The organism is Salmonella enterica subsp. arizonae, from assembly GCF_008692845.1.
Taxonomy (GTDB): domain Bacteria; phylum Pseudomonadota; class Gammaproteobacteria; order Enterobacterales; family Enterobacteriaceae; genus Salmonella; species Salmonella arizonae.
The window spans coordinates 58,624-84,298 of record NZ_VXJW01000003.1 but is presented as its reverse complement, the minus strand read 5'-3'; the positions used below and the strand labels follow the sequence as shown (position 1 = coordinate 84,298).

General features: G+C 54.0%; 22 protein-coding genes. 18 read left to right on the top strand and 4 right to left on the bottom strand.

The features are described 5' to 3' along the window. Positions 1-213 precede the first annotated feature (213 nt). Positions 214-2,358: a phosphate acetyltransferase gene (gene pta / locus F4V61_RS07575; RefSeq protein WP_000086694.1), complete on the bottom strand. Its 2,145-nt coding sequence runs from the start codon at positions 2,356-2,358 to the stop codon at positions 214-216. Between the two features lie 76 nt (positions 2,359-2,434). Beyond that, positions 2,435-3,637, bottom strand: coding sequence for an acetate kinase (gene ackA, locus F4V61_RS07570; RefSeq protein ID WP_079781741.1), 1,203 nt, complete (start codon positions 3,635-3,637; stop codon positions 2,435-2,437). A gap of 339 nt (positions 3,638-3,976) precedes the next feature. Here ackA and yfbV point away from each other — a divergent pair, with 339 nt between their 5' ends. The 4 genes from yfbV to F4V61_RS07550 all read left to right on the top strand — a co-directional run bounded on the left by yfbV (position 3,977) and on the right by F4V61_RS07550 (position 7,583). Further along, positions 3,977-4,432, top strand: coding sequence for a terminus macrodomain insulation protein YfbV (gene yfbV, locus F4V61_RS07565; protein WP_024131807.1), 456 nt, complete (start codon positions 3,977-3,979; stop codon positions 4,430-4,432). Positions 4,433-4,515: 83 nt separating this feature from the next. Beyond that, entirely contained in the window at positions 4,516-5,010 is a 495-nt protein-coding gene (locus tag F4V61_RS07560) for a YfbU family protein (protein ID WP_000426131.1), read from the top strand. Beyond that, positions 5,003-5,680 (top strand): sugar phosphatase, encoded by a 678-nt coding sequence (locus tag F4V61_RS07555; RefSeq protein ID WP_079781743.1) that lies wholly within the window; start codon positions 5,003-5,005, stop codon positions 5,678-5,680. Before F4V61_RS07560 ends, F4V61_RS07555 begins: the two co-directional genes overlap by 8 nt. Before the next feature lie 76 nt (positions 5,681-5,756). After that, positions 5,757-7,583, top strand: a complete 1,827-nt coding sequence (locus F4V61_RS07550) for an SLC13 family permease (protein ID WP_001012916.1) — start codon at positions 5,757-5,759, stop codon at positions 7,581-7,583. 88 nt (positions 7,584-7,671) lie between these two features. On the opposite strand, the gene yfbR is transcribed toward F4V61_RS07550, so the two are convergent. Next, on the bottom strand, positions 7,672-8,271 hold the full coding sequence (gene yfbR / locus F4V61_RS07545) for a 5'-deoxynucleotidase (RefSeq protein ID WP_000813869.1): 600 nt from the start codon (positions 8,269-8,271) through the stop codon (positions 7,672-7,674). Positions 8,272-8,364: 93 nt separating this feature from the next. Beyond that, positions 8,365-9,579, bottom strand: coding sequence for an alanine transaminase AlaA (gene alaA / locus F4V61_RS07540; RefSeq protein ID WP_000074542.1), 1,215 nt, complete (start codon positions 9,577-9,579; stop codon positions 8,365-8,367). Between the two features lie 926 nt (positions 9,580-10,505). Between alaA and lrhA the strand changes: the two genes are divergently transcribed. From lrhA to nuoM, 14 genes are all read left to right on the top strand, one after another. Further along, positions 10,506-11,444 (top strand): transcriptional regulator LrhA, encoded by a 939-nt coding sequence (gene lrhA / locus F4V61_RS07535; RefSeq protein WP_000606285.1) that lies wholly within the window; start codon positions 10,506-10,508, stop codon positions 11,442-11,444. Positions 11,445-11,529: 85 nt separating this feature from the next. Continuing rightward, positions 11,530-11,688, top strand: coding sequence for a hypothetical protein (locus tag F4V61_RS07530; RefSeq protein ID WP_038395145.1), 159 nt, complete (start codon positions 11,530-11,532; stop codon positions 11,686-11,688). Between the two features lie 380 nt (positions 11,689-12,068). Further along, a complete protein-coding gene (gene nuoA / locus F4V61_RS07525) occupies positions 12,069-12,512 on the top strand; it encodes an NADH-quinone oxidoreductase subunit NuoA (protein ID WP_000062993.1) in 444 nt (147 codons plus the stop codon). A gap of 15 nt (positions 12,513-12,527) precedes the next feature. Next, entirely contained in the window at positions 12,528-13,190 is a 663-nt protein-coding gene (gene nuoB, locus F4V61_RS07520; protein WP_000386728.1) for an NADH-quinone oxidoreductase subunit NuoB, read from the top strand. A 90-nt stretch (positions 13,191-13,280) separates the two neighbouring features. Next, positions 13,281-15,083, top strand: a complete 1,803-nt coding sequence (nuoC, locus tag F4V61_RS07515; protein ID WP_000247862.1) for an NADH-quinone oxidoreductase subunit C/D — start codon at positions 13,281-13,283, stop codon at positions 15,081-15,083. A gap of 2 nt (positions 15,084-15,085) precedes the next feature. Then, positions 15,086-15,586 carry an NADH-quinone oxidoreductase subunit NuoE gene (nuoE, locus tag F4V61_RS07510; protein ID WP_000545038.1) on the top strand — a complete coding sequence of 167 codons (501 nt, stop codon included), beginning with the start codon at positions 15,086-15,088 and terminating at the stop codon, positions 15,584-15,586. Further along, complete coding sequence (nuoF, locus tag F4V61_RS07505; RefSeq protein ID WP_000800048.1) at positions 15,583-16,920, top strand: NADH-quinone oxidoreductase subunit NuoF; 1,338 nt, start codon at positions 15,583-15,585, stop codon at positions 16,918-16,920. The genes nuoE and nuoF overlap by 4 nt, the downstream gene beginning before the upstream one ends. Before the next feature lie 30 nt (positions 16,921-16,950). Continuing rightward, positions 16,951-19,677, top strand: a complete 2,727-nt coding sequence (nuoG, locus tag F4V61_RS07500) for an NADH-quinone oxidoreductase subunit NuoG (protein ID WP_134949070.1) — start codon at positions 16,951-16,953, stop codon at positions 19,675-19,677. Then, the gene (gene nuoH, locus F4V61_RS07495; protein WP_000118518.1) at positions 19,674-20,651 is read left to right on the top strand and encodes an NADH-quinone oxidoreductase subunit NuoH; all 978 of its coding nucleotides are present in this window, start codon (positions 19,674-19,676) and stop codon (positions 20,649-20,651) included. The genes nuoG and nuoH overlap by 4 nt, the downstream gene beginning before the upstream one ends. 14 nt (positions 20,652-20,665) lie before the next feature. Continuing rightward, positions 20,666-21,208: an NADH-quinone oxidoreductase subunit NuoI gene (gene nuoI / locus F4V61_RS07490; RefSeq protein ID WP_000172747.1), complete on the top strand. Its 543-nt coding sequence runs from the start codon at positions 20,666-20,668 to the stop codon at positions 21,206-21,208. A 10-nt stretch (positions 21,209-21,218) separates the two neighbouring features. Further along, positions 21,219-21,773, top strand: a complete 555-nt coding sequence (gene nuoJ / locus F4V61_RS07485; protein ID WP_079835806.1) for an NADH-quinone oxidoreductase subunit J — start codon at positions 21,219-21,221, stop codon at positions 21,771-21,773. Then, positions 21,770-22,072: an NADH-quinone oxidoreductase subunit NuoK gene (nuoK, locus tag F4V61_RS07480; protein ID WP_000612644.1), complete on the top strand. Its 303-nt coding sequence runs from the start codon at positions 21,770-21,772 to the stop codon at positions 22,070-22,072. Before nuoJ ends, nuoK begins: the two co-directional genes overlap by 4 nt. Then, entirely contained in the window at positions 22,069-23,910 is a 1,842-nt protein-coding gene (nuoL, locus tag F4V61_RS07475) for an NADH-quinone oxidoreductase subunit L (protein WP_001056584.1), read from the top strand. The genes nuoK and nuoL overlap by 4 nt, the downstream gene beginning before the upstream one ends. 230 nt (positions 23,911-24,140) lie before the next feature. Then, the gene (gene nuoM / locus F4V61_RS07470) at positions 24,141-25,670 is read left to right on the top strand and encodes an NADH-quinone oxidoreductase subunit M (RefSeq protein ID WP_000926429.1); all 1,530 of its coding nucleotides are present in this window, start codon (positions 24,141-24,143) and stop codon (positions 25,668-25,670) included. The last annotated feature ends 5 nt before the right edge of the window (positions 25,671-25,675 follow it).

Genomic DNA, 25,675 nt, shown 5'->3' with positions numbered 1-25,675 from the left:
CCCTGTTGCAAAGCAAAGAGGCTAAGTATGAGAAGAAGGGAATAGTTATTCATTGATGCAGCGCAGTTAAGCAAAAAATTCCGGCTTTGCAGGATAAATAGCAGAATGCCGGATGGTGATGCTAACGCGTCTTATCCGGCCTACAACGATATCTCACCTGTAGGCCGGATGAGGCGTTCACGCCGCCATCCGGCATTTGCTGGTACTGTTATGTTACTGCTGCTGTTGAGAAGCCTGGATCGCCGTCAGGGCGATGGTGTAGACGATATCGTCAACCAGCGCGCCACGGGACAGGTCGTTCACCGGCTTGCGCATACCTTGCAGCATCGGCCCGATGGAGATCAGGTCGGCAGAACGCTGTACCGCTTTGTAGGTGGTGTTACCGGTGTTCAGATCCGGGAAGATGAACACGGTAGCGCGACCAGCAACCGGCGAGTTCGGCGCTTTGGATTTCGCTACGTCAGCCATGACCGCGGCGTCGTACTGCAACGGACCGTCGATCATCAGGTCAGGACGTTTTTCCTGCGCCAGACGCGTCGCTTCGCGTACTTTCTCTACATCGCTGCCCGCGCCAGAGGTGCCGGTGGAGTAGGAAAGCATCGCTACACGCGGTTCGATACCGAAGGCAATGGCGGAATCCGCAGACTGAATCGCGATTTCTGCCAGTTGTTCTGCGGTCGGGTCTGGGTTGATTGCGCAGTCGCCGTAAACGTAAACCTGTTCCGGCAGCAGCATGAAGAACACAGAAGAGACCAGGGAGCTGCCAGGCGCGGTTTTAATAAGCTGCAGCGGCGGACGGATGGTGTTTGCGGTGGTGTGGACCGCGCCGGAAACCAGACCGTCGACTTCGTCCTGCTCCAGCATCAGCGTACCGAGCACCACGTTGTCTTCCAGTTGTTCGCGGGCAACCGGTTCGGTCATGCCTTTGCTCTTACGCAGCTCAACCAGGCGGGCGACATAGCTTTCACGCACCACTTCCGGATCGACGATTTCAATGCCTGCGCCCAGCTCAACGCCCTGGGATGCCGCGACGCGGTTGATTTCATCCGGGTTGCCCAGCAGTACGCAAGTGGCGATACCGCGTTCAGCGCAGATTGCCGCCGCTTTGACGGTTCGTGGTTCATCGCCTTCCGGCAGCACTACGCGTTTACCGGCTTTACGCGCCAGTTCGGTCAGTTGGTAGCGGAACGCCGGCGGAGAGAGACGACGGCTACGCTCGGAAGTCGCCGTCAGCGACTCGACCCAGTCAGCGTTAATGTAGTTCGCAACGTATTCCTGAACTTTCTCGATGCGCTCGTGGTCATCAACCGGCACTTCCAAGTTGAAGCTTTGCAGGCTCAGCGAGGTCTGCCAGGTGTTGGTATTCACCATAAAGACCGGCAGGCCAGTGGCGAAGGCGCGTTCGCACAGTTTAGAAATGCGCGCGTCCATTTCATAGCCGCCGGTCAGCAGCAGAGCGCCGATTTCCACGCCGTTCATTGCCGCCAGGCAGGCTGCAACCAGCACGTCCGGACGATCAGCGGAGGTTACTAACAGCGACCCTGCACGGAAATGCTCCAGCATATGCGGAATACTACGCGCGCAGAACGTGACGGATTTAACGCGGCGGGTTTTGATATCGCCTTCATTAATGATGGTCGCGTTCAGGTGACGCGCCATATCGATAGCGCGGGTCGCAATCAGGTCGAAGCTCCACGGCACCGCGCCCAGAACTGGCAGCGGGCTGGATTCCTGCAGTTTAGCTGGATCGATTTTGATGACCTGCGCTTTGGAAGAGTCGTCGAAAATCTCGGACAGATCCGGACGAGTACGGCCTTGTTCATCAACCGGCGCATTCAGTTTGTTGACGATAACGCCAGTGATATTGGTGTTTTTCGCGCCGCCGAAGCTGCTGCGCGTCAGTTCGATGCGCTCGTTTAGTTGTTCTGGCGTGTCGGTGCCCTGAGACATGACAAAGACGATTTCCGCATTCAGCGTTTTCGCGATTTCATAGTTCAGAGACTGAGCGAACTGATGTTTACGGGTCGGAACCAGACCTTCAACCAGCACCACTTCCGCGTCTTTGGTATTTGCGTGGTAGTTTGCGATGATCTCTTCCATCAGCACGTCTTTCTGATTGCTGGAGAGCAGAGATTCAACGTGGCTCATCTTCAGCGGTTCAGCCGCCGGCAGAGTAGAGTTCGCGCGAACGATCGTGGTAGTCTGGTCAGGCGCATCGCCGCCAGCGCGCGGCTGGGCGATAGGCTTAAAGACGCTCAGACGAACGCCTTTGCGTTCCATAGCGCGGATGACGCCGAGGCTGACGCTGGTCAGGCCAACACTGGTTCCGGTAGGGATCAGCATAATAATACGGGACACGGTTTATCCTCTTTCGTTACCACCCAGCGCGGGCGGGTTACAAAACAGCACCGCCAGCGAGGCTGGCGGTGTGATATCAGGCAGTCAGACGGCTCGCGTCTTGCGCGATGACCAGCTCTTCGTTGGTTGGGATTACCACCGCAGGGCGAGTGCCTTCTTTGTTGATGAAACCAGACTTGCCGAAGCGGGCCGCCAGGTTACGTTCGTGGTCGACTTCAAAGCCCAGCACGCCCAGTTTACCCAGAGACAGTTCGCGAACCATCGCGGCGTTTTCACCGATACCACCGGTGAACACGACTGCATCCAGACGACCGTCCATCAGAGCGGTGTAAGAACCGATGTATTTCGCCAGGCGGTGGCAGTAAACGTCCATCGCACGTTTTGCGTCTTCTTTGGTGGCGTAGTTGTCTTCAACATAACGGCAGTCGCTGGTCACTTCAGTCAGACCCAGCAGACCGGACTCTTTGGTCAGCATTTTGTTGATCTGATCCACGCTCATGCCCAGAGTGTCGTGCAGGTGGAAGATGATTGCTGGATCGATATCGCCGGAACGGGTACCCATAACCAGGCCTTCCAGCGGGGTCAGACCCATAGAGGTATCCACGCATTTACCGTTACGGATAGCAGAAACAGAACCACCGTTGCCCAGGTGGCAGGTGATAATGTTCAGCTCTTCTACCGGCTTGTTCAGCATTTTTGCCGCTTCCTGAGTTACATAGAAGTGGCTGGTGCCGTGTGCGCCATAGCGGCGAATGCCGTGTTCTTTGTACAGGCTATACGGCAGGGCATACAGATAAGACTCTTCCGGCATAGTCTGATGGAAGGCAGTGTCGAACACCGCAACGTTTTTGTCTTTTAGCTGCGGGAAAGATTTCAGCGCTTCGGCGATACCAATCAGGTGAGCCGGGTTATGCAGCGGTGCGAAAGAGGCGGAATCTTTGATGCCCTGAATGACGGACTCATCAATGACTACGGAGCTGGTATACTTCTCGCCGCCGTGTACGATACGGTGACCAATTGCAGTTAACTGCGCAGACAGTTCTGGTTTTTGTGCCAGAATAGTGTTAACGATAAAGTTCAGCGCTTCACTGTGAGCGGCGCCTGCACCTAGAGCCGCTTCTTGTTTACTGCCGTCCATTTTCCATTTGATGCGTGCTTCTGGCAGATGGAAACATTCGGCTAAACCAGAAAGGTATTCATCACCATTAACTGCATCAATAATTGCAAATTTCAGTGAAGAACTACCGCAGTTCAGAACCAGTACTAACTTACTCGACATGGAAGTACCTATTTATGATACGTGGCTAAAAAAACGTCAGTGAGCCATAGAGCGTAGCGCATGATAGCCCTGACATTTATGATTAACATCATGCGCAGGAGTCTTTTTTAGCATGATGGAAGAAATACCTTTGAGTCTATGCCATTTTGCGTATTTTTCAGCCAATGGCATACTATGTGTAATATTGACGACTCAATGATTTTAAACTACCGGCCTTTGACAGGCCGACACAGGATACCTGATAGTGGGTATCGAAGACAAAATGTTTTGAACGTTGTCCCTCGTAGTTGTTGTTTTGCACAAATTTTTTAAATTTTATATGTGAAGTTGAGGTAGGCCATGTCGACACCGGATCATCGCTCCGTAAATTTTTTTAGCTTATTCCGCCGGGGGCAGCACTACGCGAAGACGTGGCCGATGGAAAAACGGCTGGCGCCCGTTTTCGTCGAAAACCGCGTCATTCGTATGACGCGCTATGCCATACGATTTATGCCGCCTGTCGCGGTCTTTACGTTATGCTGGCAGATAGCGCTGGGCGGTCAGTTAGGTCCGGCCGTGGCGACCGCCCTGTTCGCCCTGAGCTTGCCTATGCAGGGATTATGGTGGTTAGGGAAACGTTCCGTGACGCCCTTGCCGCCTTCAATCCTTAACTGGTTTTACGAAGTTCGCGGTAAATTGCAGGAGGCTGGACAAGCGCTGGCGCCGGTAGAAGGAAAGCCGGATTACCAGGCATTAGCTGACACGCTTAAGCGCGCCTTCAAACAACTGGATAAAACTTTCCTGGATGATTTGTAATTGACCCCGGATTACGCATATAAAAGAAGGCATACCAATGCCTTCTTTTTTTTCATCGCTATAGCGTGATACAGGAGTTCAAAATGGAAATGACCAACGCGCAACGTCTGATTTTGTCTAACCAATACAAAATGATGACGATGCTCGATCCCGCCAACGCCGAGCGTTACCGTCGCTTACAAACAATTATTGAACGCGGTTACGGCCTGCAAATGCGCGAGCTGGATCGCGAGTTTGGCGAGCTGACGGAAGAGACCTGCCGTACCATCATCGATATTATGGAGATGTACCATGCCCTGCACGTCTCCTGGACCAACCTCAAAGATACGCAAGCCATCGACGAACGTCGCGTCACTTTCCTGGGCTTTGACGCCGCGACGGAAGCGCGCTACCTCGGCTATGTCCGTTTTATGGTGAATGTCGAAGGGCGTTACACTCACTTTGACGCCGGGACGCACGGCTTTAATGCCCAGACGCCGATGTGGGAAAAGTATCAGCGTATGTTGAATGTCTGGCACGCCTGTCCACGTCAATACCACCTGAGCGCGAATGAAATCAATCAAATCATTAATGCCTGAGGGGGTAAGCGTGCAGTGTAAGGGTTTTCTGTTCGATTTAGATGGTACGTTGGTGGATTCCTTACCTGCGGTAGAGCGCGCGTGGTGTAACTGGGCCGATCGCTTCAATCTCGATCATGATGAGGTGTTAGGTTTTATCCACGGTAAACAGGCGATCACCTCGCTGCGGCATTTTATGCCGGGGAAATCGGAGGCGGAAATTGCCGCCGAGTTTACGCGCCTGGAGCAAATAGAAGCCACTGAGACCGTAGGGATTACCGCGTTGCCTGGGGCGATGGATTTACTCAATCATCTGAATAACGTGGGCATTCCGTGGGCTATCGTCACCTCCGGTTCGATGCCGGTCGCCCGTGCGCGCCATCAGGTCGCGGGCCTTCCTGCGCCAGAAGTGTTTGTCACCGCCGAACGAGTCAAACGCGGCAAGCCGGAGCCGGATGCGTATTTGCTCGGCGCGCAACTGCTTGGCCTGGCGCCTCAGGAGTGCGCCGTGGTGGAAGATGCCCCGGCTGGCGTGCTGTCCGGGCTGGCTGCGGGCTGCCATGTCATTGCGGTCAATGCGCCGGCTGACACGCCGCGTCTGAAGGACGTTGATTTTGTGTTGGATAGCCTGACGCAATTGTCGGTCGCTAAACAACCAAACGGCAATGTGGTGGTGGTAAGAAAGACCTGATCATGATATCGCCCCGCTCTGGCGGGGCATATTTATGGCAGAATCACGTTATCTACTCATCTGACAAGGATATGTTGTGAACGGTGAATTGATTTGGGTTCTCTCTTTACTGGTGATTGCCGTCGTGTTGTTTGCGACGGGCAAAGTACGTATGGATGCGGTTGCTTTATTCGTCATTGTCGCTTTTGTTCTTAGCGGTACCTTGACCCTTCCGGAAGCCTTCTCCGGCTTTAGCGATCCGAATGTCATTCTTATCGCCGCCTTATTTATTATTGGCGACGGCCTTGTGCGCACCGGCGTTGCTACGGTGGTCGGCACCTGGCTGGTTAAAATGGCGGGCAGCAGTGAAATCAAGATGCTGGTTTTACTGATGATCACCGTCGCCGGGCTTGGCGCTTTCATGAGTTCAACCGGCGTGGTGGCGATTTTTATCCCCGTCGTTCTTAGTGTTTCTATGCATATGCAGACCTCGCCTTCGCGTCTGATGATGCCGCTTAGTTTTGCCGGACTTATCAGCGGGATGATGACGCTGGTGGCGACGCCGCCGAACCTGGTGGTTAACAGTGAACTGCTGCGTGAAGGCCTTCACGGATTCAGTTTTTTTAGCGTGACGCCGCTGGGACTAGTGGTGCTGGCGCTCGGTATTGTTTATATGCTGGTGATGCGCTTCATGCTAAAAGGCGATGCGCCCGGACAGCAGGGCGGTAAGCGGCGCACTTTCCGCGACCTTATCCGTGAGTACCGCCTGACGGGACGCGCTCGTCGCCTGGCGATTCGCCCTGGTTCGCCGATGGTGGGACAGCGGCTGGACGACCTTAAACTGCGCGAACGTTATGGCGCAAATGTTATCGGCGTTGAACGCTGGCGGCGCTTTCGGCGGGTTATCGTCAATGTGAACGGCGTATCGGAATTTCGCGCTCGCGACGTTCTGCTGATTGATATGTCGGCGGTGGAGGTTGATCTCAGAGAGTTTTGCGCCGAGCAACTGCTGGAACCGATGGTATTGCGTGGAGAATATTTTTCCGATCAGGCGTTGGATGTCGGGATGGCGGAAATTTCGCTTATTCCGGAGTCTGAACTAATAGGCAAGTCGGTGCGTGAAATCGCCTTCCGTACCCGTTACGGACTGAATGTGGTCGGCCTGAAACGTGACGGCATCGCGCTGGAAGGATCGCTGGCCGATGAGCCGTTATTGATGGGCGATATTATTCTGGTCGTGGGGAACTGGAAATTAATCAGCCAGCTTGGGCAAAAAGGCCGCGACTTTGTGGTGCTGAATATGCCGGTCGAGGTCAGCGAAGCCTCTCCGGCGCACAGCCAGGCGCCGCATGCTATTTTCTGCCTGGTACTCATGGTGGCGCTGATGTTGACCGATGAAATCCCTAACCCGATCGCGGCGATTATCGCCTGCCTGCTAATGGGGAAATTTCGTTGTATTGATGCTGAAAGCGCATACAAAGCAATTCACTGGCCGAGCATTATTTTGATTGTGGGTATGATGCCGTTTGCGCTGGCGCTGCAAAAAACCGGCGGCGTCTCTCTGGTGGTGAAAGGATTAATGGATATCGGCGGCGGCTATGGGCCGTATATGATGCTGGGATGTCTGTTTGTGCTGTGCGCCGCCATAGGACTGTTTATTTCTAACACGGCAACGGCGGTACTGATGGCGCCGATTGCACTGGCGGCGGCGAAATCGATGGGCGTATCGCCTTATCCGTTTGCGATGGCGGTGGCGATGGCGGCATCGGCCGCCTTTATGACGCCGGTTTCCTCGCCGGTCAATACGCTGGTTCTGGGGCCGGGAAGCTATAGTTTTAGCGATTTTGTAAAACTTGGCGTGCCGTTCACTCTCATTGTAATGGCGGTCTGTATCGTGATGATTCCGATGTTGTTCCCGTTTTAAACATATGCGGGGGAATGCCTGATGGCGCTATGTCTATCAGGCCTACTCATCCCGTAGGGCAGATAAGGCGTCAGCCGCCATCCGGCTACTAAAGCGGTGAATCCTGGCTTATCTCATCAAGAGAAAGATGGAAACTTGGCACGAACACCGCCATAAAATAGTCCATCTCTTGGCTACGGCGTAATGCCAGCGTTTTTTCCAGCCGCGTTTTCGCAAGCTTAAACTCATTATTTCCCGCCGATAACTCTTCCAGACATTTCAGGTAGGCGCAAAGCGCGTCGGCCTGTTTCACGATGGCCTGTTCTTCTTCGCTCCAGGCATTTTCATCAATAAGCGGGGCAAAAATATCACGTAATTCATCCGGCGCCATATCAACCAACTTTTGCTGAGCGATTTTTTCGATGGCTTTATATTCCTGGGCAATCTGGGAATTAAAATATTTTACCGGCGTCGGTAGATCGCCGGTCAGTACTTCAGAGGTATCATGGTACATCGCCAGAAGCGCGATGTGTTCAGCGTTGAGCTGTCCGCCAAATTTACGGTTTTTTATCGCTGCCAAAGCATGGGCGACCATCGCCACCTGCAGACTATGCTCGGAGACGTTTTCTGTGCGCACGTTACGCATCAGCGGCCAACGATTAATCAGCTTCAGGCGGGAGAGATGGGCGAAAAAGTGGCTCTGCTTCATAGATTACCTTTTGTCTTCACTGCGGCAGACTTCATTGTGCGGGGAGGGAGACGAAGATGCAATTCAGGCTACCGAAGTAGCCTGAATTTAAGATTATTGATGGTAGCCTGAGAGGAAGCGTCCAAAGCGGTTGATGGCCATCTCCAGGTCATCTTCACGCGGTAGCGTCACAATACGGAAGTGATCCGGCCACGGCCAGTTAAAGGCGGTACCTTGCACCAGCAGCACCTTCTCCTGTAACAGGAAGTCCAGCACCATCTTCTGGTCGTCGTGAATATTGAAACGTTTAGCGTCGATCTTCGGGAACATGTACAACGCGCCGCGCGGTTTCACGCAGGAGACGCCGGGGATATCGTTAATCAACTCCCAGGCGCGGTTGCGCTGTTCATACAGACGGCCGCCGGGAAGAATAAATTCGCTAATGCTTTGATAGCCGCCGAGCGCGGTCTGAATGGCGTGTTGCGCCGGAACGTTGGCGCACAACCGCATTGAAGCTAACATATCCAGCCCTTCAATATAGCCCTTCGCATGTTTTTTCGGCCCGTTCAATACCATCCAACCCTGGCGGAATCCGGCGACGCGATAGGTTTTAGACAGACCATTAAAGGTGATAGTCAGTAGGTCTGGCGCCAGTGCGGCGATTGAGTGATGTTCGGCGTCTTCATAGAGAATCTTGTCATAAATTTCATCGGCGAAGATGATGAGGTTATGCTCGCGCGCAATGTTGACAATTTCCATCAACAATTCTTTAGAATAAACGGCGCCAGTAGGGTTGTTTGGATTAATAATAACAATGCCGCGCGTACGCGGGGTGATTTTGGCGCGGATATCGTCAAGATCCGGGAACCAGTCGGAAGATTCATCGCAAAGATAGTGTACCGCCTTGCCGCTGGAAAGCGAGACTGCCGCCGTCCATAACGGATAATCGGGGGCGGGAACCAGCATTTCATCGCCACTGTTAAGCAACGCTTGCATCGCCTGAACGATCAGCTCGGAAACGCCGTTACCAATATAGATATCTTCCACGGTCACATCGCGCATTCCACGGGCCTGATAATGCTGCATAATTGCTTTACGAGCGGAATAAAGCCCTTTCGAGTCGCAATACCCTTGCGCCGTCGGCAAATTACGGATGACATCGACCAGAATTTCGTCCGGCGCTTCGAATCCGAAGGGGGCGGGGTTGCCGATATTCAGTTTAAGAACTTTATTACCTTCTTCTTCAAGGCGTTTCGCTTCTTTCAGAACGGGTCCACGAATGTCATAACAGACGTTTTCGAGTTTGCTGGATTTTTCAATGGGTGACATGAATCTTGACCTTTTAGCTGTTATTGCCACTCCCTGCCGTGGAAGTCAGCACGAAACAATGTACTCCCACGACGGTGAGTTTTGAAGAGTTGGCAGAAGAAGATTTTGTTTATTTTTAAAGTGCTTTTTCGCTATTTAAGTCTTTGAAAAGTCACTTTATTGGATGGATTTCCTGTTTTTATTTTAAGGTGTGGTATTTTATTCTGGATGATTGCTCGTGAGGCGGCGTTTTATTTTTTTGAACATTAACTGTTTTATGAGAGATAAGAATTCATCGATAGTGTAGCGCCGACTATTTCGGAAATACTGAGTATTAACGGTTAAATGAGAGGGTTAGACCTTTCCGGCGACAGATGGCGTGAAAGCATTGTTAAGTATAATTAATGAATGGTAGGATTCTTAATTAATTATTATTTAATATTTAAAAAGCATTTACTAAAGCCGTAATAATATCTTGCTGGTCCGATTAGTATAACATATCCCGGATTAAGATTATTCGTAATAATACTTATAAATATAGCGGTTTTAGGTTAAGATAATGAGCCGAAACGGGGCGTAGTCTGCGTTTTTTGCTAATTTTTATGGCGCGAGATTATACATAACCTATTGTTAAATATATTTTTTATATCATTGCGTGTAGGTAAATTATTTGGCGCTGTTACAAAATTTACACGTTTACCATTAGCAGAAATCTGTAGACGCCTAAAGGTAGACACATTTTTTCGATATATCCAGATAGGTGGCATTCGGTATTATATCGTCAAGTAAGAGAAGTGTTTTGGTCGTATTTTCAATTACATTCTAACATTTACCTGGGTAACCAGGTGGCACTGCGAAGGATGCACGTTACAAATGGAATTGCTTGTTTCTGAATGCACAGCATTAACCAGGTCAGCCCGATATGACCCGCCAGTAAGTGAAAAATTATGATAAATGCAAATCGTCCGATAATTAACCTCGATCTCGATCTGCTGAGAACGTTCGTGGCTGTTGCCGATCTGAACACCTTCGCCGCGGCGGCTGCGGCGGTATGTCGTACTCAGTCTGCGGTCAGCCAGCAAATGCAGCGTCTTGAGCAACTCGTGGGAAAGGAATTGTTCGCCCGCCATGGTCGTAACAAACTTTTGACTGAACACGGTATCCAGCTTCTGGGATACGCCAGAAAAATACTCCGTTTTAATGATGAGGCGTGTTCATCATTAATGTTTAGTAATCTTCAGGGAGTGTTAACAATCGGCGCTTCTGATGAATCAGCTGACACTATCCTGCCTTTTTTGCTTAGCCGAATCAGCTCGGTTTATCCGAAACTCGCGCTTGATGTCCGGGTTAAACGCAACGCCTATATGGTGGATATGGTTAAATTGCAGGAAGTGGATTTGGTGGTGACGACTAACCAACCTCATTCGCTGGACTGTCTGAACCTGCGGACGTCACCTACCCATTGGTATTGTGCGGCTGAGTATGTTTTGCAAAGGGGAGAACCCGTACCATTAGTGTTGCTGGACGATCCCAGCCCATTCCGCGATATGGTGCTGGATACGCTGAATGCAGCGGGTATTCCCTGGCGGCTAGCCTATGTGGCTTCGACATTACCGGCAGTACGCGCGGCAGTTAAAGCCGGTCTCGGCGTAACGGCTCGACCTGTCGAGATGATGAGTCCCGACCTTCGCGTGCTGGGCGCCGCAGACGGATTACCGCCTTTGCCCGATACGGAATATCTGCTGTGTCGCGATCCCGATAGCCAGAATGAGCTGGCGATGGTGATTTTCCATGCGATGGAAAGCTATCAAAACCCGTGGCATTACAATCAGTTTTCTGCAGAGGACGGAGATGATTCGCTTATGGTTGAAGGCGGTTTTGAATAGCTTGCAAGGAAAAGGGGCTAAGTCGTAAATGTAAAAAAGAGCCGCTGACGATGAAAAAACGTTTAGCGGCTCTTTTTTTGCGTCCATCTGTATAATTTTAATCGCACAAATTGTAAAAGACGCGGTAAATCAGCCAGTAACGAATTGCTGTTTAATGTGGGTGAAAAACAACCAGAGCATCCATTCTATGAATTTGCATGTTAAAAAACTAGAGAAATTGTTGCTGTTTTGCGGGGTGAATTAACAAAAGCGTGTCACAGATCAAGAAAATACTCCCATTTAGGGGGAGGCATCTTCACAAATTCCTGTCAAAATAGGTGTGTGTTATCTCTTTTGCTTCACAACGGACACGATTCAACAACATAAAATTCCTCCTGGTCGGGTAGGCCTTTTCTCCAGGATGGTATTTGGTGTTAATGACAATGAATTGATGTAAATTAACGTGAAGGAACTTTTGTTAAAGTTGACAAAAGGTTATAGAAAGGAGTAAAAAACCACATCAATTAGCTGTTTTTATCATTTTCCACAGTAATTGTAGGGTTTTTTATTCCTCCCCATGAATCGATGTGGTGTCCATCTGCCGTAAAGAGCAGAGAAATTGGCGCTACTTTTGATGAGTAAGCAATGAGTATGTCAACATCCACTGAAGTCATCGCTCATCACTGGGCATTCGCTATCTTTCTTATCGTTGCCATTGGCCTGTGTTGCCTGATGCTGGTTGGCGGTTGGTTTTTGGGCGGTCGCGCGCGCGCGCGGCACAAAAACGTTCCGTTTGAATCAGGTATCGACTCGGTCGGCACCGCCCGCTTACGCCTGTCTGCCAAGTTTTACCTGGTAGCCATGTTCTTCGTTATCTTCGACGTTGAAGCGCTGTATCTGTTCGCATGGTCAACTTCTATCCGCGAAAGCGGCTGGGTTGGCTTTGTGGAAGCTGCAATTTTTATTTTTGTGTTACTGGCTGGTCTGGTTTATCTGGCGCGTATCGGCGCGTTGGACTGGACGCCCGCGCGTTCACGCCGCGAGCGTATGAACCCGGAAACGAACAGTATCGCTAATCGTCAACGCTAACCGCGAGGCATTAAGATGGATTATACGCTCACCCGCATAGATCCTAACGGTGAGAATGACCGTTACCCCCTGCAAAAACAGGAGATTGTAACCGACCCCCTGGAGCAGGAAGTTAACAAAAACGTGTTCATGGGCAAACTGCATGACATGGTTAACTGGGGCCGTAAAAACTCAATTTGGCCCTACAACTTCGGCCTTTCTTGCTGCTATGTAGAGATGGTGACCTCTTTTACCGCAGTACATGACGTCGCCCGTTTCGGCGCGGAAGTACTGCGTGCGTCGCCACGTCAGGCTGACCTGATGGTGGTGGCCGGTACCTGCTTTACCAAAATGGCGCCGGTTATTCAGCGTCTGTATGACCAGATGCTGGAGCCAAAATGGGTAATTTCTATGGGCGCCTGCGCCAACTCCGGCGGCATGTACGATATTTATTCGGTGGTGCAGGGCGTTGATAAATTTATTCCGGTGGATGTGTATATCCCAGGCTGTCCGCCGCGTCCGGAAGCGTATATGCAGGCGTTGATGCTGCTGCAAGAATCAATTGGCAAAGAGCGCCGTCCGCTCTCATGGGTGGTAGGCGATCAGGGCGTGTATCGCGCCAATATGCAGCCAGAACGCGAACGTAAACGCGGCGAGCGTATTGCCGTCACGAACCTGCGTACCCCGGACGAGATTTAATTTGCGCCTGTCGGGCAGCGGCACTTTACTTCGCCTATCACTACATAAATCCAGCGAAGCCCTGTCGACAGTCACCACGGACCATTTGCAATGGTGAACAATATGACCGACTTAACCGCGCAAGACGCTGCATGGAGTACCCGCGATCATCTTGATGATCCGGTCATCGGCGAACTGCGCAACCGTTTTGGGCCGGATGCCTTTACCGTTCAGGCGACCCGCACTGGCGTCCCCGTTGTTTGGGTCAAGCGTGAACAATTACTGGAAGTTGGCGATTTCTTAAAGAAACTGCCGAAACCTTACGTCATGCTGTTTGACTTACACGGCATGGATGAACGCCTGCGTACGCACCGTGACGGGTTACCCGCCGCGGATTTTTCCGTTTTCTACCACCTGATTTCCATTGAGCGTAATCGCGATATCATGCTCAAGGTGGCGTTGTCTGAAAACGACCTGCGCGTGCCGACCTTCACCAAACTTTTCCCTAACGCCAACTGGTATGAGCGTGAGACCTGGGAGATGTTTGGTATTGACATCGAAGGCCACCCGCACCTGACGCGCATTATGATGCCGCAAACCTGGGAAGGCCATCCGCTGCGTAAAGATTATCCGGCGCGCGCGACCGAATTCGACCCGTTTGAGCTGACCAAAGCCAAGCAGGACCTGGAGATGGAAGCGCTGACCTTTAAGCCGGAAGACTGGGGCATGAAGCGCGGGACTGACAACGAGGACTTTATGTTCCTCAACCTCGGCCCGAACCACCCGTCTGCGCACGGCGCGTTCCGTATTATCCTTCAGCTCGATGGTGAAGAGATCGTCGACTGTGTGCCGGATATCGGCTACCACCACCGTGGCGCCGAGAAAATGGGCGAACGCCAGTCCTGGCACAGCTACATTCCGTACACCGACCGTATTGAGTACCTCGGCGGCTGCGTGAACGAAATGCCTTACGTGCTGGCGGTGGAAAAACTGGCGGGCATCACCGTGCCGGATCGCGTTAACGTTATTCGCGTCATGCTTTCTGAGCTATTCCGCATCAACAGCCATCTGTTGTACATCTCAACCTTTATTCAGGATGTCGGTGCGATGACGCCGGTGTTCTTTGCCTTTACCGACCGCCAGAAAATCTACGATCTGGTGGAGGCGATTACCGGTTTCCGTATGCACCCTGCCTGGTTCCGTATCGGCGGCGTCGCGCACGACCTGCCGCGCGGCTGGGAGCGTCTGCTGCGTGAATTCCTTGAGTGGATGCCGAAGCGTCTGGATTCTTATGAGAAAGCCGCGCTGCGCAACACCATTCTGAAAGGGCGTTCACAGGGCGTTGCCGCTTACGGTGCGAAAGAGGCGCTGGAGTGGGGCACCACCGGCGCGGGGCTGCGCGCCACCGGCATCGACTTCGACGTGCGTAAATGGCGTCCGTACTCTGGCTATGAAAACTTCGATTTTGAAGTGCCGGTGGGCGGCGGCGTTTCCGACTGCTATACCCGCGTGATGCTGAAAGTGGAAGAGCTGCGTCAGAGCCTGCGTATTCTTCAGCAGTGCCTCGACAACATGCCGGAAGGCCCGTTCAAAGCGGATCATCCGCTGACCACGCCGCCGCCGAAAGAACGCACGCTGCAACATATCGAAACCCTGATCACCCACTTCTTGCAGGTCTCCTGGGGCCCGGTCATGCCGGCGCAGGAGTCGTTCCAGATGGTGGAAGCGACTAAGGGAATCAACAGCTACTACCTGACCAGCGACGGCAGCACAATGAGCTACCGTACCCGCGTGCGCACGCCGAGCTTTGCGCACCTGCAGCAGATTCCCTCGGCGATTCGCGGCAGCTTGGTCTCTGACCTGATTGTCTATCTGGGTAGTATCGATTTTGTTATGTCAGATGTGGACCGCTAATTATGCACGAGAATCAACAACCACAAACCGAGGCTTTTGAGCTGAGTGCGGCAGAGCGTGAAGCGATAGAGCACGAGAAGCACCACTACGAAGACCCGCGTGCGGCGTCCATTGAAGCGCTGAAAATCGTTCAAAAGCAGCGTGGCTGGGTGCCGGATGGCGCGATCTACGCTATTGCCGATGTGCTGGGTATTCCGGCGAGCGACGTCGAAGGCGTCGCCACATTCTACAGCCAGATCTTCCGTCAGCCGGTCGGTCGCCACGTGATTCGCTACTGCGACAGCGTGGTGTGCCATATCACCGGCTATCAGGGGATTCAGGCCGCGCTGGAAAAAAATCTCAACATCAAACCGGGGCAGACAACCTTTGATGGTCGCTTTACGCTGCTGCCGACCTGCTGCCTGGGGAATTGCGATAAAGGGCCGAACATGATGATTGATGAGGATACTCACAGCCATCTGACCCCGGAAGCTATTCCTGAACTACTGGAGCGGTATAAATGAAAAACGTTATCCGTACTCCCGAAACCCATCCGCTGACCTGGCGTCTGCGCGATGACAAACAGCCGGTCTGGCTGGACGAATACCGTAGCAAAAACGGTTACGAAGGCGCGCGTAAGGCTCTGACCGGGCTCTCCCCGGATGAAATCGTCAGTCAGGTAAAAGACGCCGGTCTGAAAGGGCGCGGCGGCGCGGGCTTTTCCACCGGTCTTAAGTGGAGTCTGATGCCGAAAGATGAATCCATGAACATCCGTTACCTGCTGTGTAACGCTGATGAAATGGAGCCGGGTACTTATAAAGACCGTTTGCTGATGGAGCAACTGCCGCACCTGCTGGTGGAAGGGATGCTAATCTCCGCGTTTGCGCTGAAAGCATATCGTGGCTACATCTTCCTGCGCGGCGAATATATCGAAGCGGCTGTGCATCTGCGCCGCGCGATTGCCGAAGCGACCGAAGCCGGCCTGCTTGGCAAAAACATCATGGGCACCGGGTTTGACTTCGAACTGTTTGTCCACACTGGGGCAGGGCGTTACATCTGCGGTGAAGAGACCGCGCTAATTAACTCCCTGGAAGGGCGCCGTGCTAACCCGCGCTCCAAGCCGCCGTTCCCGGCGACCTCCGGCGTATGGGGCAAGCCGACCTGCGTGAACAACGTCGAAACGTTGTGCAACGTCCCGGCGATCCTTGCCAACGGCGTGGAGTGGTACCAGAACATTTCAAAAAGTAAAGACGCCGGTACTAAGCTGATGGGCTTTTCGGGCCGCGTGAAAAATCCGGGCCTCTGGGAGTTGCCGTTCGGCACCACCGCGCGCGAGATCCTCGAAGATTACGCGGGGGGGATGCGCGATGGCCTGAAATTCAAAGCCTGGCAACCGGGCGGGGCGGGTACTGACTTTCTGACCGAAGCGCACCTCGACCTGCCGATGGAGTTCGAAAGCATCGGTAAAGCGGGGAGTCGTCTGGGGACAGCGCTGGCGATGGCGGTAGATCACGAAATCGGCATGGTATCGCTGGTGCGTAACCTGGAAGAGTTTTTCGCCCGCGAGTCCTGCGGTTGGTGTACGCCATGCCGCGATGGTCTACCGTGGAGCGTGAAAATTCTGCGCGCGCTGGAGCGCGGCGAAGGCCAGCCGGGAGATATCGAGACGCTTGAGCAACTGTGTCGTTTCCTCGGTCCGGGTAAAACCTTCTGCGCGCACGCGCCGGGCGCGGTTGAGCCACTGCAAAGCGCAATTAAGTATTTCCGCGAAGAATTCGAAGCTGGCATCAAGCAGCCGTTCAGCAATACCCATTTAATCAATGGTATTCAGCCGAACCTGCTCAAAGAGCGCTGGTGAGTTAACGATTTTTAATTTGGAAGCATGCTAATGGCTACGATTCATGTAGACGGCAAAGAATACGAGGTCAACGGCGCGGACAATCTGCTACAGGCATGTCTGTCCCTCGGCCTTGATATTCCGTATTTTTGCTGGCACCCGGCGCTGGGAAGCGTCGGTGCTTGCCGCCAGTGTGCGGTGAAGCAATACCAAAACGCGGAAGATACGCGTGGTCGCCTGGTGATGTCCTGTATGACGCCGGCCACCGACGGTACCTTTATCTCTATTGACGACGAAGAAGCGAAACAGTTCCGTGAAAGCGTGGTGGAGTGGCTGATGACTAACCACCCGCACGACTGTCCGGTCTGTGAAGAAGGCGGTAACTGCCACCTTCAGGATATGACCGTCATGACGGGTCACAGCTTCCGTCGCTACCGTTTCACCAAACGTACCCACCGTAACCAGGACCTGGGGCCGTTCATCTCTCATGAGATGAACCGCTGCATCGCCTGCTACCGTTGCGTGCGTTACTACAAAGATTATGCCGACGGCACGGATCTGGGCGTCTATGGCGCGCACGACAACGTCTATTTCGGTCGCCCGGAGGACGGAGTGCTTGAGAGCGAATTCTCCGGCAACCTGGTGGAAATCTGCCCGACTGGCGTCTTTACGGATAAAACGCACTCCGAGCGTTATAACCGTAAATGGGACATGCAGTTTGCGCCAAGCATCTGCCAGCAGTGCTCCATCGGCTGTAACATCAGCCCGGGCGAGCGCTATGGCGAACTGCGCCGCATCGAAAACCGTTACAACGGCACCGTTAACCACTACTTCCTCTGCGACCGAGGTCGTTTTGGCTACGGCTACGTGAACCTGAAAGACCGTCCGCGTCAGCCGGTTCAGCGTCGTGGCGATGACTTTATTACTCTCAACGCTGAGCAGGCGATGCAGGGCGCGGCGGATATTCTGCGCCAGTCGAAGAAAGTGATCGGTATCGGTTCGCCACGCGCCAGCATTGAGAGCAACTTTGCGTTGCGCGAGCTGGTCGGCGCGGAAAACTTCTACACCGGTATCGCCCAGGGCGAGCAGGAACGTCTGCAACTGGCGTTGAAAGTGCTGCGTGAAGGCGGAATTTACACGCCAGCGCTGCGTGAAATCGAATCTTATGACGCGGTACTGGTATTGGGCGAAGACGTTACTCAGACTGGCGCGCGCGTTGCGCTGGCGGTACGCCAGGCGGTGAAAGGTAAAGCGCGTGAAATGGCGGCGGCGCAGAAAGTGGCCGACTGGCAGATTGCGGCAATCCTTAACATTGGCCAGCGTGCGAAGCATCCGCTGTTTGTCAGTAACGTCGACAGCACCCGCCTGGACGACATCGCCGCGTGGACCTACCGCGCGCCGGTGGAAGATCAGGCGCGCCTGGGCTTTGCGATTGCTCATGCGCTGGACAATACAGCGCCTGCGGTCGACGGCATCAGCGGCGATCTGCAAAACAAAATTGATGTCATTGTGCAGGCGCTTCTTGGCGCGAAAAAACCGCTGATTATCTCCGGCACTAACGCCGGTAGCAGTGAGGTGATTCAGGCGGCCGCCAACGTGGCGAAAGCGCTGAAAGGCCGTGGCGCCGACGTCGGTATTACTATGATTGCCCGTTCCGTGAACAGCATGGGGCTGGGTATGATGGGCGGCGGTTCGCTTGACGATGCGCTGAGCGAGCTGGAAACCGGCAGTGCGGACGCGGTGGTGGTGCTGGAAAACGATCTCCACCGTCATGCAAGCGCTACGCGCGTGAACGCCGCGCTCGCCAAAGCGCCGCTGGTGATGGTGGTTGACCATCAGCGCACGGCGATTATGGAAAACGCGCATCTGGTGCTTTCCGCGGCAAGCTTCGCCGAAAGCGATGGTACGGTCATCAACAACGAAGGCCGCGCGCAGCGCTTCTTCCAGGTTTATGATCCGGCCTACTACGATAACAAGACGATTATGCTGGAAAGCTGGCGCTGGCTGCATTCGCTGCACAGCACCGTCGAAAACCGCGAAGTGGACTGGACGCAGCTTGACCACGTGATCGACGCGGTCATTGCCGCCATGCCGCAATTTGCCGGCATTAAAGACGCCGCGCCGGATGCGTCTTTCCGCATTCGTGGGCAGAAGCTGGCGCGTGAACCGCACCGTTACAGCGGACGCACCGCCATGCGCGCCAACATCAGCGTGCACGAACCGCGTCAGCCGCAGGATAAAGACACCATGTTCGCCTTCTCCATGGAAGGGAATAACCAACCGACCGCTCCGCGTTCTGAAATTCCGTTCGCCTGGGCGCCAGGCTGGAACTCTCCGCAGGCGTGGAACAAATTCCAGGATGAAGTGGGCGGCAAACTGCGTCACGGCGATCCAGGCGTGCGTCTGATTGAAGCCACTGAGGGCGGTCTGGATTATTTCACTACCGTTCCGGCAAGCTTCCAGGCGCAGGACGGACACTGGCGTGTTGCGCCGTACTACCACCTGTTTGGCAGCGACGAATTGTCTCAGCGTTCTCCGGTCTTCCAGAGCCGTATGCCGCAGCCGTATATCAAACTCAACCCGGTGGATGCCGCGAAGTTGGGGGTCAATGCCGGGACGCGCGTCTCCTTTAGCTACGATGGCAATACGGTGACGCTGCCGGTTGAAATCTCTGAAGGATTAGCGGCAGGGCAGGTAGGGCTGCCGATGGGTATGCCTGGCATCGCGCCGGTTCTGGCTGGCGCGCGTCTTGAGGATCTGCGGGAGGCGCAACAATGAGTTGGATTACACCGGATCTGATTGAGATCCTGCTGAGCATTCTCAAAGCGGTCGTGATTCTGCTGGTGGTCGTCACCTGCGGGGCATTCATGAGCTTTGGCGAACGTCGTCTGCTGGGTCTGTTCCAGAACCGTTATGGACCAAACCGCGTTGGCTGGGGCGGTTCGCTCCAGTTAGTCGCGGACATGATCAAGATGTTCTTTAAAGAAGACTGGGTGCCGAAATTCTCGGATCGCGTCATCTTTACCCTGGCGCCGATGATCGCGTTTACTTCGCTGCTGCTCTCCTTCGCCATTGTGCCGGTTAGCCCTAATTGGGTGGTGGCCGATTTAAACATCGGGATTTTGTTCTTCCTGATGATGGCCGGTCTGGCGGTTTACGCGGTGCTATTCGCCGGTTGGTCGAGCAACAACAAATACTCGCTGCTGGGCGCGATGCGCGCGTCTGCCCAGACGGTGAGCTACGAAGTGTTCCTTGGTCTTTCCCTGATGGGCGTGGTGGCGCAGGCCGGTTCATTTAATATGACCGATATCGTCAATAACCAGGCGCATCTGTGGAACGTGATTCCGCAATTCTTTGGGTTTGTTACTTTCGCCATCGCGGGCGTAGCGGTCTGTCACCGTCACCCGTTTGACCAGCCGGAAGCCGAGCAGGAACTGGCGGACGGTTACCACATCGAATATTCCGGTATGAAATTCGGTCTGTTCTTCGTGGGGGAGTACATCGGCATCGTCACCGTTTCCGCGCTGATGGTAACGCTGTTCTTTGGGGGCTGGCATGGCCCGTTCTTACCGCCATTCGTCTGGTTCGCGCTGAAAACCGCGTTCTTCATGATGATGTTCATTTTGATTCGTGCGTCGTTACCGCGTCCGCGTTATGACCAGGTAATGTCCTTCGGCTGGAAAGTCTGCCTGCCGCTGACGCTCATCAACTTGCTGGTAACGGCGGCTGTCATTCTGTGGCAGGCGCAATAAGGGACACAAAGACCATGACCTTAAAAGAATTATTAGTAGGTTTCGGCACTCAGGTACGCAGTATCTGGATGATCGGCCTGCATGCGTTCGCCAAACGCGAAACGCGGATGTATCCGGAAGAGCCGGTCTATTTACCGCCCCGTTACCGTGGCCGTATCGTGCTCACGCGCGACCCGGACGGTGAAGAGCGCTGCGTTGCCTGTAACCTGTGTGCGGTAGCCTGTCCGGTAGGCTGTATCTCTCTGCAAAAAGCGGAGACCAAAGATGGCCGCTGGTATCCGGAATTTTTCCGCATTAACTTCTCACGCTGCATCTTCTGCGGCCTGTGCGAAGAAGCGTGCCCGACCACGGCGATTCAGTTGACCCCGGACTTCGAACTGGGCGAATACAAACGTCAGGATCTGGTGTACGAAAAAGAGGATCTGCTGATTTCCGGTCCGGGCAAATACCCGGAATATAACTTCTACCGGATGGCGGGTATGGCAATCGACGGCAAAGATAAAGGCGAAGCAGAGAACGAAGCCAAGCCTATCGACGTCAAGAGCCTGTTACCGTAAGGAGAGGGCAATGGAATTCGCTTTTTATATCTGTGGCCTGATAGCCATCCTCGCGACCCTGCGAGTGATCACCCATACCAATCCGGTACACGCGCTGTTGTATCTGGTGATATCGCTACTGGCGATTTCCGGGGTGTTCTTTTCGCTGGGCGCTTATTTTGCCGGTGCGCTGGAAATTATCGTCTACGCAGGCGCCATCATGGTGCTGTTTGTGTTCGTGGTGATGATGCTCAACCTCGGCGGCAGCGAAATCGAACAGGAACGCCAGTGGCTGAAACCGCAGGTGTGGATTGGCCCGGCGCTTTTGTCGGCCATTATGCTGGCGGTCATTGTGTACGCTATTCTGGGCGTCAACGACCAAGGTATCGACGGTACGTCGATCAGCGCGAAAGCGGTGGGCATTACGCTGTTCGGGCCTTATGTTCTGGCGGTCGAACTGGCGTCGATGCTGCTGCTGGCAGGCCTGGTGGTGGCGTTCCACGTCGGTCGTGAAGAGCGTGCGGGCGAAGTGCTAAGCAACCGCGCCGATGACCGCGCGAAAAGAAAAACGGAGGAGCGCGCATGATCCCTTTACAACATGGACTGATCCTCGCTGCGATTTTATTCGTCCTGGGTTTAACCGGTCTGGTTATCCGCCGCAATCTGTTGTTTATGCTGATCGGGCTGGAAATCATGATTAACGCCTCCGCGCTGGCCTTTGTGGTCGCCGGGAGCTACTGGGGCCAGACCGATGGTCAGGTGATGTACATTCTCGCCATCAGCCTTGCGGCTGCGGAAGCGAGTATTGGACTTGCGCTGTTGCTGCAACTCCATCGCCGTCGCCAGAACCTGAACATCGATTCAGTAAGTGAGATGCGTGGATGAACATGCTTGCCTTAACCATTATTCTGCCATTGATTGGCTTCGTCCTGCTGGCGTTCTCTCGTGGACGCTGGTCGGAAAATCTCTCCGCGACTATCGGCGTGGGATCTGTTGGTCTGGCGGCGCTGGTGACGGCGTTTGTCGGGATGGACTTTTTCGCCAATGGTAAACAGGCGTTCAGCCAGCCGCTGTGGACGTGGATGTCTGTAGGTAACTTCAACATCGGTTTTAATCTGGTGCTGGACGGCCTGTCGCTGACCATGCTCTCTGTAGTTACCGGTGTCGGTTTCCTGATCCATATGTTCGCTTCCTGGTACATGCGTGGGGAAGAGGGCTACTCCCGCTTCTTTGCTTACACCAACTTGTTTATCGCCAGCATGGTGGTTCTGGTGCTGTCCGATAACCTGCTGTTGATGTACCTCGGCTGGGAAGGCGTGGGGCTGTGTTCCTATCTGTTGATCGGCTTCTACTACAGCGATCCGAAGAACGGCGCTGCGGCGATGAAAGCGTTTGTCGTCACTCGTGTGGGCGACGTCTTCCTCGCCTTCGCGTTGTTCATTTTGTACAACGAACTGGGTACGCTGAACTTCCGCGAAATGGTGGAGCTGGCGCCAGCGCACTTTGCCGACGGCAACAACATGCTGATGTGGGCGACGCTGATGCTGCTGGGCGGCGCGGTCGGTAAATCCGCGCAGTTGCCGTTGCAGACCTGGCTTGCCGACGCGATGGCCGGCCCGACGCCGGTCTCTGCGCTGATCCACGCCGCAACGATGGTTACTGCCGGTGTATACCTGATTGCGCGCACGCATGGCCTGTTCCTGATGACCCCGCAAATCCTGCATCTGGTGGGGATTATCGGGGCGATTACGCTGGTAATGGCCGGTTTCGCCGCGCTGGTGCAGACCGACATCAAACGCGTGCTGGCGTATTCCACCATGAGCCAGATTGGCTACATGTTCCTCGCGTTGGGCGTGCAGGCGTGGGATGCGGCGATTTTCCATCTGATGACCCACGCCTTCTTTAAAGCGCTGCTGTTCCTGGCATCCGGTTCGGTGATTCTGGCCTGCCATCACGAACAGAACATCTTTAAGATGGGCGGTCTGCGTAAGTCTATTCCGCTGGTGTATGCCTGCTTCCTGGTGGGCGGGGCGGCGCTGTCGGCCCTGCCGCTGGTCACTGCGGGCTTCTTTAGTAAGGATGAGATCCTCGCCGGTGCGATGGCGAACGGTCATATCAATCTGATGGTGGCAGGTTTGGTCGGCGCGTTTATGACCTCCTTGTACACATTCCGTATGATTTTCATCGTGTTCCACGGTAAAGAACAAATTCATGCTCATGCAGGGAAGGGGATTACCCACCATCTGCCGCTGATTGTCCTGATGATCCTGTCTACCTTCATTGGCGCGCTGATTGTGCCGCCATTGCAGGGGGTGTTGCCGCAGACAACTGAACTGGCGCACGGTCGTGTGTTGACCCTGGAAATTACCTCTGGCGTGGTGGCGATTGCGGGCATCCTGATTGCCGCATGGCTGTGGCTGGGCAAACGCACGCTTGTGACGTCGATCGCCAACAGCGCGCCAGGCCGCCTGCTGGGTACCTGGTGGTATAACGCCTGGGGCTTTGACTGGCTGTACGACAAAGTATTCGTCAAGCCATTCCTCGGTATCGCCTGGCTGCTGAAGCGCGACCCGCTTAATGCGTTGATGAACATTCCGGCTATCCTTTCCCGTTTTGCAGGCAAAGGCCTGGTACTGAGCGAGAACGGTTATTTGCGCTGGTATGTAGCATCCATGAGCATCGGCGCGGTTGTGGTGCTGGCGTTGCTGATGGTATTGCGTTGAGTTGTTGGCTGAGTGAATATACCCGGCGTTGCGCCGGGTCTGTGAACTAAGAATAAATTTTAGGTAACTGTTCCTGAAGTACAGGCGTCATCGGCGAAGTCAGACCGGATACCGCCAGCGCACAGCAACCGGAGCGTACTTAAGTACGTGAGGATTGCGAGCACTGCCGGGATTCGGGCTGGCGAGTGAGATAGCCTGAGCAGGAGTAAATATAAGGGACATACTTAGCTATGTTATTACCCTGGTTAATACTAATCCCCTTTATCGGCGGCTTCCTGTGCTGGCAGACCGAACGCTTTGGCGTGAAGGTGCCGCGCTGGATTGCCCTGATTACTATGGGACTGACGCTGGCGCTCGGCTTGCAACTGTGGTTGCAGGGCGGTTATTCACTGACGCAATCCGCCGGTATTCCACAGTGGCAATCTGAGTTTGTCCTGCCGTGGATCCCGCGTTTTGGCATCTCTATCCATCTGGCGCTCGACGGGCTGTCGCTGCTGATGGTAGTGCTAACCGGCCTGCTCGGCGTTCTGGCGGTGCTTTGCTCCTGGCGAGAAATCGAAAAATATCAGGGTTTCTTCCACCTGAACCTGATGTGGATTCTGGGCGGCGTTATTGGCGTATTCCTGGCCATCGACATGTTCCTGTTCTTCTTCTTCTGGGAAATGATGTTGGTGCCGATGTATTTTCTGATAGCGCTGTGGGGGCACAAAGCTTCCGACGGTAAAACGCGTATCACGGCGGCCACAAAATTCTTCATCTATACCCAGGCAAGTGGTCTGGTGATGCTGATTGCCATCCTGGCGCTGGTATTTGTGCATTACAACGCCACCGGCGTCTGGACCTTTAATTACGAAGAGCTCCTGAATACGCCGATGTCTCATGGCGTGGAATACCTGCTGATGCTGGGATTCTTCATCGCCTTTGCGGTGAAAATGCCGGTGGTTCCGCTGCATGGCTGGTTACCGGATGCGCACTCCCAGGCGCCGACCGCCGGTTCCGTCGACCTGGCTGGTATATTGCTGAAAACCGCCGCTTACGGTCTGCTGCGTTTCTCCCTGCCGCTGTTCCCGAACGCCTCGGCGGAGTTCGCGCCTATCGCCATGTGGCTGGGCGTTATTGGTATCTTCTACGGGGCGTGGATGGCCTTTACCCAGTACGACATCAAGCGCCTGATTGCTTATACCTCTGTTTCCCACATGGGCTTTGTGCTGATCGCTATCTACACCGGTAGCCAGTTGGCGTACCAGGGCGCGGTGATTCAGATGATCGCTCACGGTTTGTCCGCGGCGGGGCTGTTCATTCTATGCGGCCAGTTGTACGAACGTCTGCATACCCGCGATATGCGTATGATGGGCGGCCTGTGGGGTAAAATGAAATGGCTGCCTGCGCTGTCTATGTTTTTCGCGGTAGCGACGCTCGGTATGCCGGGCACCGGTAACTTTGTCGGCGAATTTATGATTCTGTTCGGTAGCTACCAGGTGGTTCCGGTAATTACCGTTATCTCCACCTTTGGGCTGGTATTCGCCTCTGTTTACTCGCTGGCGATGCTGCATCGCGCTTACTTTGGTAAAGCGAAGAGCCAGATTGCCAATCAGGAACTGCCAGGAATGTCGCTGCGCGAGCTGTTTATCATTCTGTTGCTGGTGGTGCTTCTGGTACTACTTGGCTTCTATCCGCAGCCGATTCTGGATACCTCGCATTCTGCGATGAGCAACATCCAGCAGTGGTTTGTTAATTCCGTTACTACTACAAGGCCGTAAATCGC